This window comes from Psychromonas sp. SP041 (assembly GCF_000470315.2).
Lineage (GTDB): Bacteria > Pseudomonadota > Gammaproteobacteria > Enterobacterales > Psychromonadaceae > Psychromonas.
This window is the reverse complement of the sequence record NZ_CBRF02000005.1, coordinates 1-24117: the sequence shown is the minus strand read 5'-3', so window position 1 is coordinate 24117 and position 24117 is coordinate 1. Positions and strand designations below refer to the sequence as shown.

Sequence of the window (24117 nt, the reverse complement as noted above, 5' to 3'; positions counted from 1 at the left end):
TTTTAAAACAGCTATTTTACAAAACAAAATGAGTATAGAGTTTATTTTGGTAGGACCAAAGGATAGGGATCACAGTTAATTGATCAGAGTATTTTCTCGACCAATTATGAGACACGAAACAAGATAAAAACCTAACCAATTGATAATTAACAATTTAATTATCATTAAGTAATAAGAAACTAACATAAACCATTAATTGGTAGACCAATTAATGGTTTTTTGTGATCGAATTCATTTTTATAAACTATCAAAAAAATTGAATATGCTAGATAATTTACTCGAAAAGTAATTCAATATATTTAACTTTATTATTAATGTAATAACAGAGGGTCATTAACTTATAAAATAAGAAGATCATATATCGGAGATAACAGATTTATAATGATATGTTTGACATCATCACCTCTATTAAACTTACAATATACTTAAGCAAAACAGCTCATCGTATTCAATGGCAACATCATTAAGTACAAATGATTAAGATATATAAATAGAGTAGATGCACAGGGTATATAAAGAAGGTATATGAATAGCTATTTGGTAAATTTAAATTGATAAAATTTTGCACATTTACACATTAAGCAAATGTTAAACTTAGCCTTTAATATCTATAAGTTACATTTTAAATGGTCATTGAAGTATTAAATAAAAAGAATAATAAGCACTGACATTACTTAAGCTAATGTTGTTGGCTGATAAAGACCCAAGTCTATACACACGACAAACTTATAAAAATGCACTTAGCTTCTATATCTATTCTCTGTACTTAACCTTTATACAAAAGTGCAAAGCTAAGTAAGCTCACTATCAAGAAACTTAAAAGGTTTTGTAAACGATGAATTCGCCAAAACGCCTTTACCAAGAAATTGGTATCGCATTAAAAAAAAGAATCTCAAGTGGAGAGTTTTCGATCGGTCAAAAGCTTCCACCCGAACGTGAAATAGCACATACAATGAATGTCAGCAGAGCTGTTGTCCGTGAGGCTTTGATTATGTTGGAGCTTCAAGAAATTGTAAATGTACGCAAAGGCTCTGGTGTTTATGTGACTCGTATTCCCTCTGACGAGATTAACTCACAAGGAGACCAGGCTGATGATATTGAAAATGAAGACAATGATGTTGGACCTTTTGAATCACTGCAAGCACGACAACTTCTTGAAAGTCGAATAGCAGAGTTTGCAGCCACACAAATAACCAAAAATGATATAGATAAACTTCGTCAAGCACTTGAAATGGAACGCCTAAATTTAGAAAATAATAGTAAAGATTATGACGGCGATGAAATGTTTCACATGGCCATTGCCGATGCGACACAAAATAGCGTGTTGAGTGGGATGGTCCACGACCTGTGGGTACAGAGAAATAATAGCCCTATGTGGCGACAACTGCATTTACACATTAACAATGAAGATTATCGTAAAGTGTGGTTGAAAGATCATGAAAAGATTTTAGCTAGCCTACAACGCAGAGATGCGGCGGGTGCGCGAGATTCAATGTGGCAACATTTAGAAAATGTAAAACAAACATTATTCAGTTTGTCTGATATCGACCACCCTGATTTTGATGGTTACCTGTTCAGTACCAACCCAGTGATTAGTTATTAAGGTTTAGGTCTAAATTAAGGTTAAGGTCTAGGTCTAGGTTTAGATTTAATTTTAATTTTAATTTTAATTTTAATTAATGACGCAGTACTGACCAAAAATGTTCAACCAAACGTTCAAAAAAAAATCGAAAAAAATAAGTGGTCATCGATGTAATACTCGAGACCACTTACTTTATCTAGCTTATTTTACCTGACGACTTCGATAAAAACATGACTATAATTAGAGATGAAAATAGAATTTCGGTACTTAGATTAATAGTGGAACCTAAGTTAATGTTTAATTGATACTGAAGTTCAGCTGAGGTCTAAACGACATAGATCTCATTTTAAATTCGACTTAAAAAATCTACTTCACATAAATACTAATCCCATGATGGATTTATATGCCCTCTTTTCAAATTGTTTAATCAATCACATAAAATAATACAATATCACTATAGAGTGACTTTTCCATTAATAGAGATATGCGTAAGGGATTAAAATAATGAAGAAAATTTATTTAGGATTAGTGATAACAGGTTTATTAGCAGGTTGTGCCAATACTGCAGATACAACATCAAAAGTTGTTTCAACAACAAACTCTGTTGTCTCAGTCGCAACCGGCAGCAATCTAATTATCGATCCACAATTAACTCAGTTTAGAAGTAACAGTGGTAAAAGTGATGTTTGGAAAAAGAATGCAAATAAAAATAAAGGTCTAGGTGATGCTGGAAGCTCTAAAGATACAGCATTTGGTGAAGAAGGATCATCTCGTTTACGCTTTACGGCTGCGTCTGATGACTTTACTGCTCAACCTGGTTTAAGCCAAGAAGTATTCGGCTTACAACCTAATACAGATTATGAATTCTCTCTCTATTACAACGACAAAAAAGGTGACGAATCACCAACAGAACTAGTGTTTGGTGCAACAAGCGCATCTGGTCAATCATTAGCCACTAAAACAGTACATACATCAGAGCTTAATAATGCACCTAAAGGCGCAGTAAGAGATAGCTTCCGTCAAACATCGGTTAGCTTTAACTCTGGTGCAAATGTGTCAGTGACTGTTTATGCAAAACTACACATTGCAGACCTATCTAAAATTGATATGGATGGTGATGTTGCGAAGCAAACAGAAGTGCGTATCGATGAATTTAAATTAGCTAAAAAGTAGCTTTATTTTCTATCGATTAAATAACTAATTACCTAGTTATCTATTACATCAATAACGGGGTAAATATTATAGGGCAGCTATCTTAAGGTAGTTGCCTTTTTTTATTAAAAAAATAATCATGCTTCCTAATGACTATTTTGGCTAGAAAGTAATAACGCGTAGTTAAAAGGTAAGTTCAAAATCAATTTTTGATTATTAACTTTGCATTGCAATTGCTGATATAAACTATCAAAACCAGAAAAGAGTTGTGCTTTGGTTATCAAGTTTAAAACATCTAATTTTATCTCTTCATTTTTTTTACTCAGCTTTTCGCTCTTATCTTGGCCGCTATTCTTATTTAGGTTCACCGCATAAATAGTACATTCACCTTGATAATGACGAGCGAAAACAAAACATTTATTTTCTGCGTACAATGTCAGATAACTCCCCACTTGAAGCTCTTTACGGTTTTTTCTTAATACGATTAATTGCTGATAAAAAATAAATAACTCACTGTTTATATCTAACTCATTCCACGGGAAACAACGTCGATTATCAGGATCTTGTCCTCCTTGTAACGCCACTTCAGTGCCGTAATAAAGACAAGGCACTCCAGGATAACTAAAGAGCAACATGCTTGCTGCTTTTAATCTCTGTTGATCTCCTGCTAATTGAGTTAGAAATCGCATTGTATCGTGGCTATCTAATTGATTAAGTTGTGCTAATTGATTCAACCATGGTATTTTACCACGGCTTTCAGCTAGCCAAATATCCAACTCTTGAGCATTGATGTCAATCGCATGGTAAGCAATATCTAACCCAGCAAAAAAGGCACGAATAGGATGGGCAAATCCATAATAATTCATTGCACCATCTTCTTGCTCTCCTTGCAGCCATTGAGTCGCCTCGTAAAAATGTTCACCAACAATATAAGCTTCTGGGTTAACTGCTTTAGCAGAGGCCCTAAAGGATTTCACATAGTGTGTATTATTATAAGCACCAACGCCTTCCCCTAGCATGTGGATAACATCAAAGCGCCAACCATCAATATGATAAGGTGGTTTTAACCAATACTTTAAAACGGAAGACTCGCCTTTATAAATATAATGCTGCACATCGTGATTAAGAAAATTAAGCTTAGGTAATGTATCTATACCATTCCAAGCAATATAACGATCTTCTACATTAGAACCTTCTTCATGGCTACTTTGTTGAGTAAAAATATAATGATCTCGATAAGGGGAATCAGGACGTTTATAAGCGCTATATTCATCTGCTTGATAACGCCCAAACCAAGGATGCTCATAGGAAGTATGGTTAAACACCGCATCGAGTATTATTTTCATACCACGCTGATGCAGGTTGTCAGTTAATTGTGCAAACTCAGTATTACTACCGAAGTGTGGATCAATATTAAGATAATCCGTTGTATCGTATTTATGATTACTTGGAGAGGTAAAAATAGGATTAAGATAAAGCACGCTGATACCAAGGTGTTGTAAGTAATCAAGTTTGTTAGCTATTCCCTTTAAATCACCACCATAAAACTCACTCGCTCCCGTTGACTCATGCCCAGCTTGTGCAACAGGCTCTCCCCATTTTTTAGCAATCACTCGATGTTCACCATTTTGATAAAGGTACTCATCTGTTTTGACAGCAATATCAGGATTTCCCTGACAAAAACGATCTGGAAAAATTTGATAGAAAACCTGTGATTGAACCCATTGAGGAGGACGATGTTGGGCATTGTATTTAAAGTGGCTTTCTAACCCAGGAATGCGATTAACAGTGCCAGCAGCACTTAACCAAATCTGATTTTTATCCGTTAAACACTTTATCGCATAATAAGTATTATCAACATGCGTACTTAATGGGATACGCGCTTGATAAATAACGCCAAAATCAGATAAAAAAGACAGCTCAATTTTTTCACACTGAATTAATCTATCCTCATTGTTAGGCTCGCAACGAACAAAACAGGAATGGATCATCTTTGTCGGATCATTACATAGAAAGCGTATGATTAACTCATTGCCTTCTTGTTTTAGCCAATCATCGGTTTGGCCATGAAATAAGAACAATTTGGATGACAACATAATGACGCCTCTTTTATAAATATTTACGTAAATGCGCTTGTAAATACAATCATCGATTATAAGATGCCCAACAACTAAAGTTGAAAATAATGACAGGGTTAAGGCGATTAATTGAGCATTGTTATAGCCCCAATTTATACCTGCTATCATTCACACATTCACAAAGTTCAAAGTTCACAGTTTGACCTCTGGATCGTTAGCTGAAAACCAACTCTGCGTTGCAACTTTCGATAAAAACTAACCATTGTCATCATGTTGCGCCTTGATTTTAAATCCAAGCTAACGACTGAACAAAGTGCCTTGAACGGTAATGGGTATAAATAAAGATAGATGAAGAAGGGTAAATAAAAATATAACGAAGGAAACAGCATAGAAAGCATAATGGGCTTAAACGGGTTAAGCCCACATATCATTAATAACAATTACATCAACTAAAATATAGCATTAATACTGACGAATCTTTTTAACCATTGCACTCATCTTATCTGCTGCTTGCTTAATTTCTGGTTTATCCGCAACGGCGGCAATACCACAACGCCACCAAGACTCATAACCATGCGTCATACTTTTAGGCAGTACTTTTACATCAATCAATGTCGATACTGTTTGTTTTTTAGCATCAGCAATTGCAGCAATTAACTCTGCTTCGTTACGCACTGTATAGGTTACACAACCATAGCTTTCAGCATTTTTAGCAAAGTCGACAGGGACAGATTTACCGGTTAACTTACCTGTTTTAGCATCTCTAAAGCGGTTTTCTGTGCCAAAACTGCCCATACCGTTATCCATTTGCAGGTTATTAATACAACCAAAACTCATATTATCTAATAATACGATATTGATTTTAATCCCCTCTTGAATCGCCGTTTGTAACTCTGAGTGCAGCATCATATAAGAACCATCGCCTAATAAGGCATACACTGGCTGCTCTGGACAAGCGATCTTAGCGCCAATGGCTGCAGCAATTTCATATCCCATGCATGAATAACCAAACTCCATATGGTAGGTATCTTGTTGCTTAGGGCGCCATACTCTTTGTAAATCAGCAGGCAATGAGCCAGCCGCCCCTACCACAATAGCATCATCAGATAATTCCTGATTTAAAAGACCTAATACACGCGTTTGTAATAATTTAGATTGTAAAACGTCTGCGTATTCATCAAGAATGGCATGGCCTAAATGTCCTTCAATTTCAGGTGAAAACTTAGTTTCTTCATAAGTTACATTATCTAAACGTGCAAGTTCATCAGCCCATGCACTACGAGCAGTAGATATTTCATCTTTGTATTCAGAACAATACCCTTCTTTTTCTAACGCATCGGATAATGCATTAAGTGCTGCTTGAGCATCGGCAATAACGCGAATACCGTCGAGCTTATAAGCATCAAAGCTGGCAACATTAATATTTACAAAGGTCACCTCTTTATTTTGGTATTGAGACTTTGAAGCGGTCGTAAAATCTGTCATACGTGTACCAACACCGATAATGACATCTGCATCTTTAGCTAAAATATTCGCAGAATAAGTCCCTGTTGCACCAATACCACCACAATTTAAATAATGGTCAAAAGGCACTGCACTTTTACCTGCTTGGGTTTCACCAAATGGGATATTAAACTTCTCAGAAAAAGCTTTAAATGCATCATGCGCTTCGGAATAACGCACACCACCACCACAAATTAATAACGGCTTTTTCTTACCCTTAATCGCTTCAACTGCATCCGCTATCATAGCTTCAGAAGCTGGACGTCGTTCGATACGATGTACTCTTTTTTGAAAGAAATGCTCAGGGAAATCGTAGGCTTCACCTTGCACATCTTGAGGAAGAGAAATAGTTACCGCACCTGTATCTGCAGGATCAGTTAATACACGCATTGCATTAATCATTGCTGTCATTAATTGCTCAGGACGCATCACTCGGTCAAAATATTTAGAGACTGGACGGAATGCATCGTTCGTAGAAATAGAGTAATCATGGAATTGTTCAATTTGCTGGATAACCGGATCTGGCTGGCGTGAAGCATAAACATCGCTTGGTAATAATAAAACAGGAATACGATTAGCAGTTGCCGTTGCCGCTGCAGTGATCATATTGGCACAGCCAGGTCCAACTGATGCACTCACTGCGTATATTTTCTTTCTTTTGTGCTGTTTCGCAAAACCAACTGCAATTTGTGCCATACCTTGCTCGTTACAACCTTGGTGCACAATTAAATCGCCAGGATCTTGCTCAAGCGCTTGCCCTAACCCAAGTACATTACCATGGCCAAAAATAGTAAACACACCGTGCACAAATTTTTCTTGCTGACCATCAACCTCAACATACTGTTGATTTAAAAATTTTACTAAGGCTTGTCCGGTAGTTAATCGAAAGGTGTTCATATCTTTGCTCCAGGGTATTAATAGTTTTCACAAACCATTTAAAATATAAAAACGCAAAATAGAAAATAAATTTCAAAACATAATGCATGATATTAATGAAATGAAACGATTAATAGTGGTTTGATATAAAAGTGTTAAACCCATCATATTATATTAACAACCACGGCAACGAATAAATTCAAGCCATTGTTTTATATAAACATATAAAACATAAGCAATATACTTAAAATTCAATAATTAACATAATCACTTATTAACCCTAGAATAAAACATCATTAACAAAAATAAAACGCATTATAGAAACAGGTGTAATAAAAATTAAAATAGAAAATATTTTTCACTTTATTTGATATTTAAGATAAAAACGAGTTCAGATAAATAAAATACCAAATAGGTAAATGATCAAATAATCGTTGATCAAAGTACAAAGAGGAAAATTGATATTAAAAATGGATAGAAAAGACATGGTATATAAAGATAAAAATCAGGCATTAAATATGGCTGGTCTATAAAATACATGAGGTTAAAATTATTGAAAGTGTTGAGATAGCTAACAGCACTAAACAGGTCTTACCATTAACTCCCCTATAATAAGGAAGTTAATGAGAATAAAGAGAGGTAACCTGCTGTTAAAGAAGTCTAATACCAGCAGAAAATTTAAATGAGCAACTTAGCGATAGAGAGCCTAGTCAGTTAATAACGCGATTAATACCAATGGAATTAAATAAGTGCTCAGAAATTGCGCAGGAAAAATTAACACTAATAAGGCGTGAGTTGTAGAAGATAGTTGTTCTCACTTCAAAACTCAGAACGTAGTTAGGGGTCATTTTAACCAGCAAGGATGATCACCTTATTAATTCTTTTGGTATAAGTTATGCTCTTATAATTTGAATCCAAGACGTTACATAAATAGCGTTATATAAATAACATTAAGCATTTATAACATTAAACCTACCGCTAGTGTTTGGGCAATAAACATCGCACTCGTTAAAGAACGAAATCCCAACACATCATTTTCAATGATTTCAAAACAAATATCTGCTTTTCGCCCATGCTCACTCATTTGGTGGTCAGTAATAGCCACAATCTTAGCGCCAACTTTATCAGCACGTTCAATGGCAGAAGTTGATTCCTGCGCATGCGGTTTAAAAGTTGTAATCAGTAGAACATCATTCTCTTTCATTCGCTTTAACATAGGAGAACTCATACCACCAGCACCATCTAGCAGTACTACATTCAAATCTTCTTTGATCAACATGTATGAAAGGTAGCTCGCAATCGGATAAGCTCTACGTGCGCCTTGTACATAAATGGTTCTAGCTTTTGCCAGTAATTTTATTGCATCTTCTAATTTACTAGGAGAAATGCCTATCAGTACATCTTCCATGGCTCTAATATTTGAGTCACCTAAACTTTCAAATATGCCTTGAACAGAATCAACTTGCTCTGAGCCTTCTTGCTTGGCTCTTTTAATACGTTCTTTATAATCACGCGGCTTATGGAAATATTGATCACTGAACAATATTTGCATTTTACTAAAGCCATCAAAGCCAAACGTATTAGCAAAACGACTTAAGGTAGAGATAGGAACACCGGCTTTAACTGAAATAACAGACATTGTTTCAAAAGCAACTACCATCGGCTCTTCACTAATAAAATCTGCAACTTGTTTAAGGCGATTACTTAAGCTGTCGTAGCGTTCGGCGAGGATATCTTTAAATGTATCTAATGTTGTAGCAACTTCAATTTTCTTCGGCATTTGTTTACTCTCAAAAAAACACCTAAGAGACTACTTAGGTGTTAGTAAAGGTTACCCAATTAAACAGTCTAAGACAATAATTTAAAGCATCGAATCGCTTCTTCTCTGACATGAGGCATCGCTTTCTTCATAAAATAAAGACGATCAAACTTTGCTGTTTCAGCATTCATGTAATCACGTAAATTATGGCCCAATGCCTGCCTTAAAGAAGTACCAATATTAAATTTTGAGACTCTGGTTTTTTTCAACTTTAAAATATCTTCATCTCTTATGCCACTTGTGCCATGAATCACTAAAGGTTTAGACACTAATGCTTCCACTTTTTTTAATAATTCAAAGTCAATAACACTGGTTGGCTCGGTTAAGCGATGTACATTGCCAATAGACAGCGCAATACAATCTAAGTCACTTTGTTCTGCATATTGCTGAGCTTCAGAAGGGCTAGTATCAATGGTTTTAATATGATCTCGGCCTTCTTGATAAGGTACTGAACCAATCTCACCTTCAACACTCACACCACAAGCATGTGCGACTTCAGCGACTTTTTTAGTGCGTGCGATATTATCAGTAAGCGAAAGTTGCGAGCCATCAAACATCACCGAACTAAACCCCGCTTTAATCGCTTGATAAACAATGTGCTCTTCATAAGTATGATCTAGATGTAATACGACTTTTTGAGAGCTGTTTTTTGCTAGCTCACTAAACATTGTCGCAGCAATTACCGGTCCGTAGAAATCAATTACATCTTTATTGCATGCCAAAATAACTGGCTTATTCACTTCTTCAGCAGCATCAACAATTGCACGAGCATCCTCATAGCCAAAGATATTAAAACAAGGCACAGCATAATCACTGTTCGCAGCCTCGGGTAAAACATCATTTAAATTAACAAGCATAATAGAATCCTTTTATTTAAATTTATTAACCATATCTTTGATACCAGGGATCGTATGTACTTGATATTCATGGTGAGGGTCAAAATGCTGAACCAATGATTTAGACGTTTTACCGACAATAATAGTGAAGTAATACATTTCATATCCAGGGGCAGCAACGCTTGGGTGGTAACCTTTATCAATAGAAATAACACTGCCAGATTTAACGTGATATACCGGACCGCAATCATCTTCATGTTCATAAAGGAACTGCGCACCAAAACCTTGGCCGGGATTAAACTGGAATTGATACACTTCTTGGTAATTCGTTTCTAATTGACCACGGTCACAATCATGCTTATGCGCAGGGAAACCAGACCATCCACCAGCACCAACCGTAAATAATTCACTCACGAGTAAACGACCACGTTTATCAACATTAGCCTGTCCTAATACGTGCTTTATTTTTCGATGCGTTTTTGTATCGTCTGAACCGTACTGTAATTTATCAACCGTCGTTATAGCAAAAGGTTCAAGCACTTCATCGTAAAGGCCACCCGCAATCATCACCGTTGCTTCTTCACTATCACAGGTAATCTCAGCGGTCATACCAACGGGGACATAAACAGACTCAGGGTCACCATCCCAAATGCTGGCGCGTTTACCAATACGAGGAAAGGCTTGATCGCCAACAACGATAGAACACGTTCCTCCTCCTAAAACGATGACACTTTCATAGCCTGTCACCTGGTGTGTAAATTTTTCGCCTTGCTTTAACTTCACAGGATTAAAAAAACATAAAGGCGTCGTATCATCATTTACGTCAATAATTGGTTGGTTCTTATTATCAAAAGGTGCGATGTGCTTTCCCATAGTAATATCCTAATTAGTTTAAATTGTGAGTGAATTTGATTTGTATTCGCGCCTTAACGCGATGCTTGTTCGAACCTTGCAATAAAGCTTTCTAGCTCTTCTTTGGTTGGCATTGCTTCAGTACAACTAGTACCACTAACATTGATCGCAGCAGCCGCTGAACCATTACTGACGCCCTGCTCTAATGTGCCGCCGTGCGTTAATGTCCAAATAAGTGCACCGGCAAAAGAGTCACCTGAGCCAAACGGTTTTTTCGCTTCAACTCTGTAAATACCCTGTTCGAATTGATGTCCATCTTTGCAATAAACTCGAGAGCCTAACTCCCCTGCTTTAATAATCACGATTTGTGAATTACCTGTTAGAAAACGTTGTGCAGTTTGACTGTCATCGTTATTGCCCGGTGCAACTACGGTTTCCATCATGTCGAATTCTTCACGATTACCAATCACGATGTCCGATAAATTTGCGGCAATACCGTAATAAATAGAGGCATCGACATCAGTGCGCCAAGTTTTTGGACGGTAATCAACATCGAGCACCACAACAGTACCAACGCTGCGTGCATACTGCATCGCAAGTAATGTTGCTTCTCTACTTGGACTGGCTGATAACGCGGTCCCTGTTACAATTAATGTTTTACTTTTTTTTATATATTCAGGGTCAATTTGCTCTGTTTTTAACATTAAATCAGACGCATTATTACGATAAATTAAAACGTCACAATCATTAGGCTTCATCTCAGTAAAAGCGACTGACGTACGAGAACCACTCGCATCGACCATCATGCCATCGAGGTTAATACCTTGTTTTTCTAGGTACCCTTGTACATAACGACCAAATGAATCATCTGCAACGCAGCTAATGAAACCGACTTTTGCACCCAGTTTATTGATTGCAACTGCGATATTAGCGGCAGAGCCACCTACGTATTTATCAAAACCTGTGATATCAGCAATATCGGTGTTCGCTTCACGCGCATACAAATCAACACCCGCTCGGCCTAAAACAATTGCGTCTAATGCTCTATCTTGTAAAAAATTCACTTGTGCCATTATTTGTTCCTTAATCTTTATAGTTAACCCATTGCGAGCCATTGTCTGCGGATTCAACGCACTTCTCGCACAATCGAGTTCCTTCGATCCCCGCTTCTACACCTGGGAACCAAATAGCGGCTAATGCTGTTTGGTCATTACGCTCTGCGGCATCAAAAGCATGTGCAAAACGAGCATATAAATTAGCCCAAGATTCAAAATAACCTTCAGCATGACCTCCGCCAACTCGGTTACAGGAAACACCTTGGTCATCTTGATATAAATACCCCATACCACGATCTAAAATACGCGGTGCTTCGCCTTGTACTTCATAACGAAGTTGATTTGGAAATTCATCCCACCATTCAATCGATGCTTTAGAGCCCACCACACGAATTTTTTGCTGATGCATTGACCCCGAATTGACCGCTGACGCCCATAATGTTCCAACGGCACCGCCTTTAAACTTCAGCATCACATGTGCGTTATCTTCCAATGGTGCACGCGACTCAATAAAGCTTTGGCGCATACAACATAAGCTTTCAACTTCCATCTCAGTAATCATTTCACACAGATAAAAAGCATGTGTACCGATGTCGCCAATCACATAAGTTGGGCCAGAAGCGGCAGGCGTAACACGCCACTTTAAACTCGGATCATCTTTTTCATATTCTTCATTGTGGAAACCATGAGCAAACTGCGCATTCACAATACGGATATCACCAAGATCGCCACGGCGTACCATTTCACGCGCTTGATGGACCATAGGAAAACCTGAATAACCGTACATCACACCAATCAGACGATTCTTCTCTTTAGCAAGTGCTTGTAATTGATAAGCTTCAGCAGTAGTAAAAGTTAATGGCTTTTCACAAACCACATGTAACTCCGCTTCTAATGCGGCTTTACAAATTTCAAAGTGAGTACTGTTAGGTGTTGCAATTGAGACCGCTTGAATACCATCTTCGCGCAATTTTTCTTGAGCAAACATCTCTTTATAAGTGGAATAAGATCGATCTTTATCGATACCTAAGTTCACTGCAAAATCTCGACCGCGCTCGGCATCAAGATCAAATGCCCCCGCAACTAGCTTAAATAAACCGTCACGCAATGCAGCGTTTCTATGAGAATAACCAATTTGACTCCCGCGGCCACCGCCGACCATAGCCCAACGAATAGGCTGTTTTAAATGACTTTCTTCATTAAACATTCTGTTCTCACATCGACTAAATGGTAAGAAGTTAATGACTAACTCCTTACTAGAAACACCACACTCAATTCATTACAGACCAAACTTCTCTGCATAACCTGAGATATTTTTATAAGCTGTTTTAGCGAATGTTAATGGATTTGCTTTTGCAGGGTCTTGCTCAGCTTCCACTAATAACCAACCTTCATAATCACGTGCTTTTAACGCAGTGAATACATCATCATAATTAACGTCACCCGTACCAGGTACAGTAAATACACCGTCTAATACGGCATTTAAGAATGATTTATCAGCGGCGCGTGATGCTTCCATCACTTCTAAACGGAGATCTTTAAAGTGCATATGGCCGATACGATCACCCCAACGATTAATAATATTCACAGGGTTACCGCCACCATAAGTAATATGGCCAGTATCTAGTGTTAAAAATACTGAAGGTCCAGTGACTTCCATTAATGTATCGATGTCAGCTTCTGTTTCGCAAATGGTGCCAACATGATGATGGAATGAAAGTTTGATGCCGTGTTCATTTAATAAATGGTCGGCAACAACAGTGATTTTTCTGCCATATTCAGCCCATTGTTCTGCGTTTAAAATGACACGCTTAGAAACAGGAATAGCAATATCACCATGTACAGAGTTGCTAACTTCGCCATATACCATGGCTTTACACCCTGCGGCTTTCAATAATGTAATGTGTGTTTGCATGGCTGCAATTTCTTGCTCTGCGGTATTGGTCATTAAGTTGCCACTGAACCAGCCCGACGCTAATACTAATCCGTGACTTTTAAGTAAAGGAACTAATATTTCAGGCTCTCTTGGGTATTTAGTGCCCAACTCTGTCCCTGTAAAACCTGCTTCAGCCATTTCACTTAGACACGTTTCTAGCGGGATATCCCCTCCTAGTTCTGGCATGTCATCATTGGTCCAAGTTAACGGGCTAATACCATATTGAACTTTACTCATACTTATCTCCGAATTAATTGTGATTACGAATTTGATTTAACGTGCAAGCTTTAAATCCTAAATGAGTATTGACTTGCCGCCAGACAAATCGAATATACGCCAAACAAATCATAATGAAAATATTTTTTCATTAACAATTGGCGCTTTATCAAAGTTTTTTGAAAAAAAATTATTGACCTTCTATTTTAAGATGAAGCAAAAAAGTGCCTCTAAAAACTCAAAAAACATTAAAGCAATAAAAAACAATAACTTAAATAAAACAAAAGAGATTAAACGCATCCTTCGTGACAAGGTTAACGTTTCAATAAAAATAAATAGTAAAGGAATAGCAGTTTCATAAAATAAACAATATCATCAAACCAAGCATTAAAATGAAAAATATTTTTCTATTTTTTACTTTTGTTTTAACATTTATAAATAAACGTTATTTTTTATCTTTTGAAGATCATAAATATCCATCTTATTTACGCTTATCAGCTAATTAAAATGGACAAAATTAAGTGTCTACATCGTCAATAAACAACTCCCTACGTAGGAGAAAATTGAAAAGTAGATTAACTTAAAATACGAATGAAAAATTGACTGCGCATTTACACTTTAAGGAAAACAGTATGTTTAATATTGCATTATTTGGAGTTGGAAGAATTGGCCGAATTCATGGACAAAATATCCATGACCATACACAAACAAACGTGTATTCAGTTATTGACCCTTATATTGAGGGACGTGAAGAGTTATCAGAAAAATATGATGCCAAAATTCAAACCACCGAAGAAGCGATGGCCGATCCAAATGTACATGCCGTATGTATATGCTCTGCAACGGATACCCACGTTAACCTTATTGAATTAGCAGCCCAACACGGCAAAGCCATTTTCTGTGAAAAGCCAATCGACCTTGATTTAACTAAGGTTCGAGATTGCTTAAAAATAGTCGAAAAAAATAAATCTATTCTATTTATTGGTTTTAATCGCCGTTATGACGCGCACTTTAACGAGTTAAAAGCACGTTTAAATGATAAAGCCATTGGGCAAATTGAATCATTAATCATAACTTCTCGTGACCCTGCCGCACCACCTGCTGAATATGCAAAGACATCAGGTGGAATGTACAGAGACATGACGATTCATGACTTTGATATGGTGCGTTATTTAATGAATGCTGAGCCAACAAGTATCAAAGCATACGGCAGTTGCATGGTCGATCCTGAGATAGGCAAAGCGGGTGATATTGATACATCAGTGATTGTTTTAACGTTTGAATCTGGCGCGATTGCAACCATCAATAATAGTCGACGTTCAGGTTACGGGTACGACCAACGAATCGAAGTGCATGGCAGTAACGGCATGTTATCCGCAGGCAATATTACTGAAAATTCAGTGAAACAATTTGGTAACCAAGGGGCAGTAGAAGCGAACCCAGAGTATTTCTTTTTACAACGTTACGCTGGTGCATACAAAAATGAATGGAATCACTTTGTTGAAGTATTAGGTGGCGCTGAATCTTTATCTCCCGGTATTGATGGTGAAAGAGCATTAGCATTAGCGGATGCCGCTTTAGCCTCATTAACCACTAATAAAACAGTGACATTATAGCCTTACAACTATTTAGCTTTATTAACATAGCCTTAAGAAGATAAACATTATGCTTATTTTCTTATATAAATTAAAAAGATAACTTGAATTCAAGTTAAGTAATTTTGGTGATTTTATGAAATTTGCATTACACGGCATGTGCTCTTTATATAACAACGTTGTAAGCGATATTCGCCTTGCAGAAGAAACGGGCTATCAAGGCCTAGAGATCCATACTGAAAAGCTATGGCGATATATTAATGCAGGCTTAACCAGTCAAGATTTAAAAAGAAGACTTGATAATGCCGGTATTAAACCTTCAGCAATTGATATCGTTGGTTGTGTTGAAGCAGCAGATAAAGCGACTCAACAAGATGTGTTTAAACAAGTTGAAACCTTGTGTAAATTTGCACATGAAATTGGTGCGCCAACCATTCAACTTAACTCATTTGAAGCGCTTAATGGTTTATCAGTGGAAGATAATATTAAAATTACTGCGCAAAACATTGCACATATAGCCGATATCGGTAAAGAGCATAATATTCGCTTTCAATTCGAAGGTGCAGCTTGGACGCCAATTGCGCAATTAGATGACTATTTCAGATTACATGATGCTGTTGGTCGCGATAACTTTGGCTTTGTTTTAGATACATGGCACTTATGGTCTTGCCGAGGTGCAACGTTAGAGCAAGTAGCTAAAGTCGATAAAGAACTCATTTATAACGTGCATATTTCAGATGGATTACGACCAGGTGAGAACCAACCTTGGGTTGACGAAAAAGAGTTACGTGGTTACCTCATTGGAGAAGGCGAAGTTCCGCTACAAGAGTGGATTGATGCGATTCAATCAACGGGTTATGACGGTTTCTACTCTGGTGAGTTTTTAAATGATCAACTCTGGGAAGGCGACCATTATGAAACAGCTGAAAAAATGCTAGCTGGCATGCAAAAACTGGTTAAATAAGCCAAGCGAATCACGTTACCTAAACGAATAAATAAGTACCTTTCCCTGTTGGCTTCATTGTCGTTCTAAACGACCTTGGAGCCTTTTTTATTAGCAAAATAAAATCTCTATCTTATGATTAATTTAATGCTTATTGACTGTTATGTTGAAAAGGGCAAAAACAAGACTTACCCCATTTTTTAAGGTCAAAAACGGATTAACCACGAAGACACGAAGGGTGAAGAAGATTAAGTATTTAACTTAAAGTTATTTTAAGTCGTTATTAGTAGAGTATAACGATTGATTAAAATTTGTGGGTGTCCAGCGCTTTCTTCTTTTCGCTACTTACTTGTGATTATGAGTCGATAACGACACTTGAAATTGGGGAGACTGAGCATAACCACTACCTCTTAGCATATAAAAGCGACATAACTAAACGATAGAAGAGTAATTATGAGTCGTCAAAGTTTATGGGTGTCCGGTACTTTGGTACTTTTAGATGATTATTATCCTAAATTCGATGGTTAGAGATGGCGTCATGTGGGATCCTAAAATGAATACAAATTAGGATTTGACACTATAGTCACTTGTTAGCAACCTACTCCATGACATCTGCAATAGATTCGTATAGTGCCACCCTTTTTGAATCATCCATTTCAGCTAGTAATAGTTTTGCATCTGATTCAGTAACCCAGCCTATTGCTTTTCTTGCACTTTGAGAGTTTCCAGAACCATAATCTCGCCACCCAGCTACCTTATACGTTCTAAGTTTAACGAGTGAATCATTGAAACCTAGAGTGTAATTCTGAACAGGTTTGACGGGATTTTCACCAACTTTGTAGCCTTCGCTAGCTTTTTGCTTAATATTGAATGGAACACATCCTGTTTTTTTAGTGGAAACTGGAATTCTATTCTCTCTACTTGATTTTAACATACTCAATCCTTGATTTAACCGGGTTGCTAACGCCTCATTCAGAGGCTTAAAATTGTTGGCTAAATGTTGAAGAACGAAAAAAACCAACTGTTTTAAGTCCTTTGCAATGACTTGTTAGGAGTTTATTCGTGATACTCGATACTCATTAATAAAGGTAACCAATCAGATCACCAAAGCCCCATACTAAAGTCCCAACCACAACAATGATAGCTTCTAATATTACAGTTTGTTCAATATGTTTAGGTATACCACCCTCTTTTATCATTCGTCCCTTAATATCGTAAGCTGCGGTCAATACTCCGATACAAACTAATATAGATCCGCCTCTAGCGAACCACTGCCAATCACCCAAGTATTGGCTGATAAAAAAAGAAACTAATAATACTAAAGTTGATATTGAAAATGCTTTCACTATTAACTCTGAGAGAGGGAGAAGCTTTTTATATTGCTCGTAATTCAAAGATACTCCTAACGAGGCTGTAGAATTTCTCATTTTCAGCCTGTTTATTTTAAATAAAAATGACAGTAGCTTACATTTACTTGAGATTAAATAGATTATTTTGTTTTTATTAACTAATTGATTAATTTGAGTCATAAATGGGATTAGAGGGCTAAACATGAGGGATTTATTGAGTTAAGGGCTTTGCCCTTGGCTTAATGTAAACTATTCCTTAACTTCTCTATATTATGAACGAGACAGTGCATTTGCCATTGCGTATTCACTTTATCTTAGTCGCGCAGTGTGAATTTATTCATCCCTTTATTCACCGTAATATTACCGCTTTTGACTTTAAAGAAAGTAGGCTCAATCGCGTTTAGTCTTTTGCCCTCTTTACTGGATTAGCTATCACCTACAAGGACTACTGTCTATTTTGACTCGCATTTTATCGGTATATGAAATAATTTTATCTTTTATATTCGTTTCAAACTGAACCTGCCGACCTGCTGTTTCGACATCTTTAACACTCAACCACATTTCCTTACCTGCTGGGCAATGGCACGTTTGTTTCTTTTCATCAAAGTGGAAGTCACTACTATTAAATAATCTAGACCGGCCTTTACTTCGTTTTAATCGTCATTTCTCTTGCTCTGTTTGATACGTTTCGCTTTGACTAAATAAGGGGTTACGGCTTCTAAATGCGGTGTCAGCCATATAAGCATCGAGCCCAGTGGTTGCCATGAACTCAAGGTTTACCTCACTATGAAAGCCACTGTCTGCGGTGAATTTAGCTTGAGACAATGTATCTGGCGTACCTAATTGGGAAAGTTGCTTTTGTAACTGTTCGATAGCGGGTTTTAAGGTTTGTTGCTCACCTACCGAGCCCCATGTTTGGGCTTGTAAAATGATTTGATGTTTATCATCGTTAATGGCGATGCCGTTATAGCCTTGGATAGTGCCTTTACTGGTCGTCATCTTTGCACTATCAGGGTCTGTTATATTGCTTTTAACTGCCTTACCTTTGCTGCCTGTTTTTTCTTGATGTGTGACTAGATACTCTGTGATTTTCTCTGCACTTTTATCAAGTTTCGCTTTCTGTTTTAAATCATGCGCCACTTCATCTTCGCCTAAACTATCTTGTGCTTGATGACGCTCAAGTATTCGCTGGCTTGCTCTGCGTAACTTGGCTTGCTTACGCTCAAGCTCATTAAAGGTACCACTCCATTCTTTACTGGCATTCGATCTTATTTTACATCCATCAATCGCAAACATATTACGACCTATCAAACCTTCGCGGTCACATATCATCAGAACTTGGGTAAAAAGTGGTTCAATTTGGTCTTTCATTTTAGCGACAAAACTAGCAATAGAAGTGTAATGAGGTTGCTCATCACCCGATAAACTCATGAAGGTAATATTGGTTTCACACGCATTCGCAATACGTCGACTACTAACTAACCCACGTGAATAACCAAATAGAACTATCTTCAACATCACTGACGGTGGATAAGCTGCGGCGCCACCTTTGTCGTTGTCATACCATTTATCAAAGCGCTTAAATCAAGATGCCTTACTTGAAGGAATAGGCGACGATGTGGGAAAGTGCGTATTCAAAAGTACCGGGGATAATTTGCTGTGCGAAATCAATCGGAATGAATTTACTTTGGCAAGATAAGTCAGGTTTGTAGTTAGCCATCATGTTTATCTCTGAGCGAATAATAACTATTAGATCACAGACGACCAGCTCAATCAAGGTTGTTTTTTGTACAATGAGATATTATAAAAAAAGAACGTGAAAATGTTCTTTTCGGAGAAATTCTACAGCCTCAACGCCTCACTAAGAGGCAAATAATAGTTGGTTAAAATAAGCGACGAAGGAGCAAAAACCAACTGTTATTTGTCCTTGTTTAATTTTTTGTTATGTTTATTTTTCAAGCAGAAACCTTACATGGTCTTGAAATTCTTTCGCTGGCACAATGTATTTATAGCCTACATCTGTAGTCACAACAAAATCACCAAAACTTGAAACATTTAAATTTGGAATATCGATATTTTTTCTAACGATATTGAAGGAGTATGCTTGCCCTGGCTCAAGAATTACTTTAGGTAAAGGTTGTTCCGTGAAGCCTTCATCCATGAATTGCATTACTTGATTAGTTTCAGGTAACTCAACCTGAAAGTTTTTAATAAATGCTTTAAGCATTGAATGATTTTCTAAATCAACACCTATGCCATACATAAATCCTTTTGTAGGGTGCTCTGTCATTGACGTACTTAACTTTATCTTAATATGAGGTCTAGTGAGCTTATCATTAACAAAGTTAAGCCCTAATAGAGTGGCTGTTAATGCTAAGCATGTAACTATAGGTTCCATTTCTATCGGTTGAGTCGTATTGAAATTACTACTAATTAGCCACCAAAAAGAAGCCAGTAATGCAATTAAATTAACAAGAATTGCAAGAGTAAATCTCACATTCTCCTTCAGGTACACCCAATACGATTTCATATACACCTTAAACATAACGCTCGCATAAGCTGCGGAGCATGTTGGACGCTTTTTGCGCCTTTTTCTTTTAAGCAAAAAATCGGACAATGTGTGACGTCAGATTTGATCCGCTTGTTAGGCCTTTTTCATTTGAAAAAGGCGATTATACAAAGCGAGAATTAATAATCGGTTATATAAGTTTTAGCTAGAATGTATGTACTTTCATTTACTACAATTTTTTTACTCAACATAGTTGTCAAACAGTGACCAACAGTACTGCTACTTGATCTATATAATGAAAATTTATTCCAGAAACTTCTTCTTCCGTTTTTTGCATATTCCGTATCACCGTCATCATCATGGATTTCTGTTCTGGTAATTACAGTGGCCTGGCCGTATTCATTTTTCAAGTAAGTAAGGAAATAATACATCATTGCAGTACCTATACCTTTCCTATGGTAATCAGTCTTTTCCCCTCCGCCCCAAATATCTTCAATATGAAATGCTTTGGAATAGTTAGAGTCAAGTTTTACTTCAACTAATAAACGCATATCTGCATTGCCTACATCATTACCTAAATAGACATCTATAAATTTATTTCTAACTCGAATATTAATATCCATCTATGATCCTTATTGAGGCCTAACGCCCACTTAAGCGGACCAAAATTGTTGGCTATAATGTGTAGCGAAGCGGAACGTAGCCAACTGTTTTTGTTCCGTTTAAAGTGCTTGTTGAACGAAGCCGCTGTGCGGCAGAAAAACAAAAAGACAAACAACATCCATACTTATATTTATATCACTTTTCGATGATATCTAATAGGAGTATAAGCCATGAACACGTCAGAGCAACAACACTTTAACCTTTTATATCAACAGCATTTGACCAACCTAACTCTGCAAGGCATGAGACCTGCCACGATTGATGCCTACTCTCGTGCAGTACGTAGGATAACTACCTTTTTTGACCGCACACCTGACACATTAACCAAAGCAGATTTAAAGTGTTACTTTGCACAACTCATTCAAACTCACTCATGGAGTACCATTAAATTAGACCGAAATGGATTACAGTTTTTTTATAAACATACTCTCGATAGACAGTGGGAATGGCTCAATATTGTCAAGCCACCACAAGTAAAACGCATTCCCGACATCCTCACGCCACAACAAGTTGGATTGATGATTAGCCACACTCGTGCGTTACGTTATCAGGTGTTTTTCCTTGTCCTTTACAGCATGGGATTACGCTTAAGTGAAGCCCTTGATTTGACGGTGAACGACATTGATAGCCATACCATGCAAGTGCATATTCGCGAAGGTAAAGGAGGTAAAGACCGTTTGCTCCCTTTACCCGAACGAACACTCTCTGCATTACGTTGCTATTGGTCAACGCATCATCATCCGCAGTTGTTATTTCCAAGTATTGGTAAAAACACACAAGTGCCGATGGATAAAGGCAGTGTGCAGAAAGCGTTGAAAAAAGTGATGACTGAATTGGGTATTAATAAATCTATCAGTCCACATTCATTACGACACTGCTTTGCAACTCACCTCTTAGAGCAAGGTATTGACCTACGCTCTCTGCAAATACTATTGGGACATCACAGCCTGAATACGACAGCGAAATACACTCAACTTACCCCACTCAAACAAAAGGATAACGTCACCGCACTGAATCAATTAACCGATAGGTTATCAATTCAATGGGAGGCCTCATGAGCCAATTTATTGCACTACTTGGTCACTATCAAGCACAACTAGAGCAACAATATGGTGGATTGTTGAATCAAGATATTCGCCGTGCCATCATTGATATGTTGCATTGTAAGCAGGATGAGTCTCGTTATAGCCAATGGCATTGTGGACATTGCCAGCATGACCAACAACTCCCAGCATCTTGTGGGAATCGAAGTTGTCCGCAATGTTTGCATCAAACAACTTCAAATTGGTTAGCTAAACAGACCGATAAACTATTACCCGTACACTATTTTATGGTCACCTTTACGCTACCCTATCAATTGAAAGTACTGGCTCGTCAACATCCCAAAGCACTGTATCAATTGATGTTACAAGTGACGGCGGGCATATTAAAAGACTTTGCCAAGCGAGAGAATAAAGGCAGTTTAGGATTTACTAGTGTATTGCACACACATAATCGTCGCCGAGAATGTCACCCTCATGTGCATATTATTGTGCCCTGCGGACGATATAATGCTGTGAAAAAACAGTGGTGTAAAAGTGATAAGCAATATCTGTTTAATGAATTTTCACTCGCTAAAGTATGGCGGGCAAGAGTCATTGATGCGATTAATCACAGCGCTGAGTTAACCATGCCCACTGACACGCCTAAAAAATGGATGGTCGATTGCCGTAAGGTTGGATTTGGAGCCTCTGCTTTTAAATACTTATCACGTTATCTGTATCGTGGCGTGTTACCCGATAAAGACATTATTAACATTACCGAGGAAGTGGTGACATTTAGGTATAAAGAAAGCAGCACCAATATGACGAAAGAACGTACTTTACCTGTGCTCGAATTCTTGTGGTTAATCTTACAACACGTGTTACCAAAAGGTCTGCAGCGGGTGAGGGATTATGGGTTTTTAAGAGGCAATGCCAAACAACTGTGACTACAAATATTGCTGATACTGGGGAGCGACATAAGCACAATGGCGACACCAGTAAAACGCAAGCGTGCTGTCTGTATTTGCCCATGCTGTCACCATGAAATGCATTTTATGGGCTTAAGTCGACTGAGAAACTAATGCGTGAAAACGTACGGTCTTAAACAGATCATTGACACAAATGAAAGATTAACTAGCAGAGAGGTGATATGGCATTCAACATGTAAAATATAACATATTGATATAATTGAGGTATCAATTGTATATTAGCGAGACTCGCCTTAAAGAAAGTTGAATTATTGAGCCAGCCCAAAACCCATTCCACTATTTACTATATAAAGCAAAGAGTCTCATACGGGCTTGTCCAACACCCAGATAAGGTGTCGGCTGCGCGACACCTATCCTTGTTTGTTAGAGGTGTTAGCTTGGTGCATATATTTGGAAAATTGAAACAGCGCCAAAAATCACTGTAAGAATAATACCAGTAACTGAGACCCAAGTTGCAATCCGGTTTCTGCGATTTTGAATTTCTATTGTAGTTTCAAGGTATTTAATATCTTTAGCAAGTTGATTAAGTCCATTGACTCCCATACTCAAATCATTTGAATCAAAAGCGAGCTTTAGCATATCAAGTTGATTTCCATACTTAGACGAAAGTGAAATGAACGGCATGTCATTTTCAATTGATTTTATGATACTTGATAACCTATTAACCTCTTCAGGTGAGAAGGATAAAGAATAATGAAATTTAAATATAAAATCTGTGTACCCTGATGCTCGAGTCAAAAGATCTTCACATATATTAATTAAAGTAGGGTATTTTTTTGAGAACTCTTGGTTGTTATCAAATACACTTTTATAAACAATAGATATTTGATCTATACATTTTGAGTCATCGCTTTCACGCTCAAATATATTTTTAATTGATCTATAAAAGTGTTGTCGTCCTCTTTTCGGACCAAAACTTTTCGTCATAATCATGAGAAAAGGAATATAAAATACAATAATTGCAACTATAGCCCCTACTTTTACAAATGAACTATCCACGATCACCTCATACCTCTAACGAGGCTGTAGAATTTCTCATTTCAGCCTGTTTATTTTAAATAAAAATGACAGTAGCTTACATTTACTTGAGATTAAATAGATTATTTTGTTTTTATTAACTAATTGATTAAATTGAGTCATAA

At 37.2% G+C, this 24117-nt stretch carries 21 protein-coding genes; 7 read left to right on the top strand and 14 right to left on the bottom strand.

Annotation, left to right across the window (positions count from 1 at the left end):
* The first annotated feature begins 835 nt into the window (after positions 1-835).
* Complete coding sequence (locus SP041_RS04020) at positions 836-1603, top strand: FCD domain-containing protein (protein WP_025564105.1); 768 nt, start codon at positions 836-838, stop codon at positions 1601-1603.
* Between the two features lie 483 nt (positions 1604-2086).
* Positions 2087-2755 carry a hypothetical protein gene (locus SP041_RS04015; RefSeq protein ID WP_025564107.1) on the top strand — a complete coding sequence of 223 codons (669 nt, stop codon included), beginning with the start codon at positions 2087-2089 and terminating at the stop codon, positions 2753-2755.
* 125 nt (positions 2756-2880) lie between these two features.
* Here the strand turns inward: SP041_RS04015 and malZ are convergent, their stop codons facing one another.
* From malZ to iolE, 8 genes are all read right to left on the bottom strand, one after another.
* Positions 2881-4830: a maltodextrin glucosidase gene (gene malZ / locus SP041_RS04010; protein ID WP_081695374.1), complete on the bottom strand. Its 1950-nt coding sequence runs from the start codon at positions 4828-4830 to the stop codon at positions 2881-2883.
* Between the two features lie 444 nt (positions 4831-5274).
* Positions 5275-7212, bottom strand: coding sequence for a 3D-(3,5/4)-trihydroxycyclohexane-1,2-dione acylhydrolase (decyclizing) (iolD, locus tag SP041_RS04005; protein WP_025564749.1), 1938 nt, complete (start codon positions 7210-7212; stop codon positions 5275-5277).
* Positions 7213-8149: 937 nt separating this feature from the next.
* Complete coding sequence (locus tag SP041_RS04000; RefSeq protein ID WP_025565740.1) at positions 8150-8971, bottom strand: MurR/RpiR family transcriptional regulator; 822 nt, start codon at positions 8969-8971, stop codon at positions 8150-8152.
* Positions 8972-9039: 68 nt separating this feature from the next.
* Positions 9040-9867: a class II fructose-bisphosphate aldolase gene (locus tag SP041_RS03995; RefSeq protein ID WP_025565739.1), complete on the bottom strand. Its 828-nt coding sequence runs from the start codon at positions 9865-9867 to the stop codon at positions 9040-9042.
* A gap of 12 nt (positions 9868-9879) precedes the next feature.
* Positions 9880-10719, bottom strand: coding sequence for a 5-deoxy-glucuronate isomerase (locus SP041_RS03990; RefSeq protein ID WP_025565738.1), 840 nt, complete (start codon positions 10717-10719; stop codon positions 9880-9882).
* 53 nt (positions 10720-10772) lie between these two features.
* Positions 10773-11771 carry a 5-dehydro-2-deoxygluconokinase gene (gene iolC, locus SP041_RS03985; protein ID WP_025565737.1) on the bottom strand — a complete coding sequence of 333 codons (999 nt, stop codon included), beginning with the start codon at positions 11769-11771 and terminating at the stop codon, positions 10773-10775.
* Positions 11772-11781: 10 nt separating this feature from the next.
* Positions 11782-12960 (bottom strand): Gfo/Idh/MocA family oxidoreductase, encoded by a 1179-nt coding sequence (locus tag SP041_RS03980; RefSeq protein WP_025565736.1) that lies wholly within the window; start codon positions 12958-12960, stop codon positions 11782-11784.
* A gap of 72 nt (positions 12961-13032) precedes the next feature.
* Positions 13033-13926 (bottom strand): myo-inosose-2 dehydratase, encoded by an 894-nt coding sequence (iolE, locus tag SP041_RS03975; protein ID WP_025565734.1) that lies wholly within the window; start codon positions 13924-13926, stop codon positions 13033-13035.
* A 73-nt stretch (positions 13927-13999) separates the two neighbouring features.
* Here iolE and SP041_RS03970 point away from each other — a divergent pair, with 73 nt between their 5' ends.
* The 3 genes from SP041_RS03970 (at position 14000) to SP041_RS03960 (ending at position 16464) form a co-directional block, all read left to right on the top strand.
* A complete protein-coding gene (locus tag SP041_RS03970; protein WP_025565733.1) occupies positions 14000-14266 on the top strand; it encodes a hypothetical protein in 267 nt (88 codons plus the stop codon).
* Positions 14267-14537: 271 nt separating this feature from the next.
* Positions 14538-15521, top strand: coding sequence for an inositol 2-dehydrogenase (gene iolG / locus SP041_RS03965; RefSeq protein WP_025565732.1), 984 nt, complete (start codon positions 14538-14540; stop codon positions 15519-15521).
* A gap of 115 nt (positions 15522-15636) precedes the next feature.
* Positions 15637-16464 carry a sugar phosphate isomerase/epimerase family protein gene (locus tag SP041_RS03960; protein WP_025565731.1) on the top strand — a complete coding sequence of 276 codons (828 nt, stop codon included), beginning with the start codon at positions 15637-15639 and terminating at the stop codon, positions 16462-16464.
* A gap of 577 nt (positions 16465-17041) precedes the next feature.
* Here the strand turns inward: SP041_RS03960 and SP041_RS03955 are convergent.
* The 5 genes from SP041_RS03955 to SP041_RS03935 all read right to left on the bottom strand — a co-directional run bounded on the left by SP041_RS03955 (position 17042) and on the right by SP041_RS03935 (position 20924).
* Entirely contained in the window at positions 17042-17377 is a 336-nt protein-coding gene (locus SP041_RS03955) for a hypothetical protein (RefSeq protein ID WP_025565730.1), read from the bottom strand.
* A gap of 145 nt (positions 17378-17522) precedes the next feature.
* Positions 17523-17837 carry a hypothetical protein gene (locus SP041_RS03950; RefSeq protein ID WP_137297429.1) on the bottom strand — a complete coding sequence of 105 codons (315 nt, stop codon included), beginning with the start codon at positions 17835-17837 and terminating at the stop codon, positions 17523-17525.
* A 615-nt stretch (positions 17838-18452) separates the two neighbouring features.
* Positions 18453-19310 (bottom strand): transposase, encoded by an 858-nt coding sequence (locus tag SP041_RS03945; protein WP_240791416.1) that lies wholly within the window; start codon positions 19308-19310, stop codon positions 18453-18455.
* A 430-nt stretch (positions 19311-19740) separates the two neighbouring features.
* A complete protein-coding gene (locus tag SP041_RS03940) occupies positions 19741-20289 on the bottom strand; it encodes a hypothetical protein (protein WP_137297428.1) in 549 nt (182 codons plus the stop codon).
* A 191-nt stretch (positions 20290-20480) separates the two neighbouring features.
* Positions 20481-20924, bottom strand: a complete 444-nt coding sequence (locus tag SP041_RS03935) for an N-acetyltransferase (protein ID WP_025565916.1) — start codon at positions 20922-20924, stop codon at positions 20481-20483.
* 210 nt (positions 20925-21134) lie between these two features.
* On the opposite strand from SP041_RS03935, the gene SP041_RS03930 reads away from it, so the two are divergent.
* Together SP041_RS03930 and SP041_RS03925 are read left to right on the top strand one after the other, a co-directional pair.
* Positions 21135-22022 (top strand): site-specific integrase, encoded by an 888-nt coding sequence (locus SP041_RS03930; RefSeq protein ID WP_025565930.1) that lies wholly within the window; start codon positions 21135-21137, stop codon positions 22020-22022.
* Positions 22019-22933 (top strand): transposase, encoded by a 915-nt coding sequence (locus SP041_RS03925; protein WP_240791415.1) that lies wholly within the window; start codon positions 22019-22021, stop codon positions 22931-22933. The genes SP041_RS03930 and SP041_RS03925 overlap by 4 nt, the downstream gene beginning before the upstream one ends.
* 414 nt (positions 22934-23347) lie before the next feature.
* Here SP041_RS03925 and SP041_RS03920 read toward each other — a convergent pair whose 3' ends face one another.
* On the bottom strand, positions 23348-23974 hold the full coding sequence (locus tag SP041_RS03920; RefSeq protein WP_025565929.1) for a hypothetical protein: 627 nt from the start codon (positions 23972-23974) through the stop codon (positions 23348-23350).
* Positions 23975-24117 lie beyond the last annotated feature (143 nt).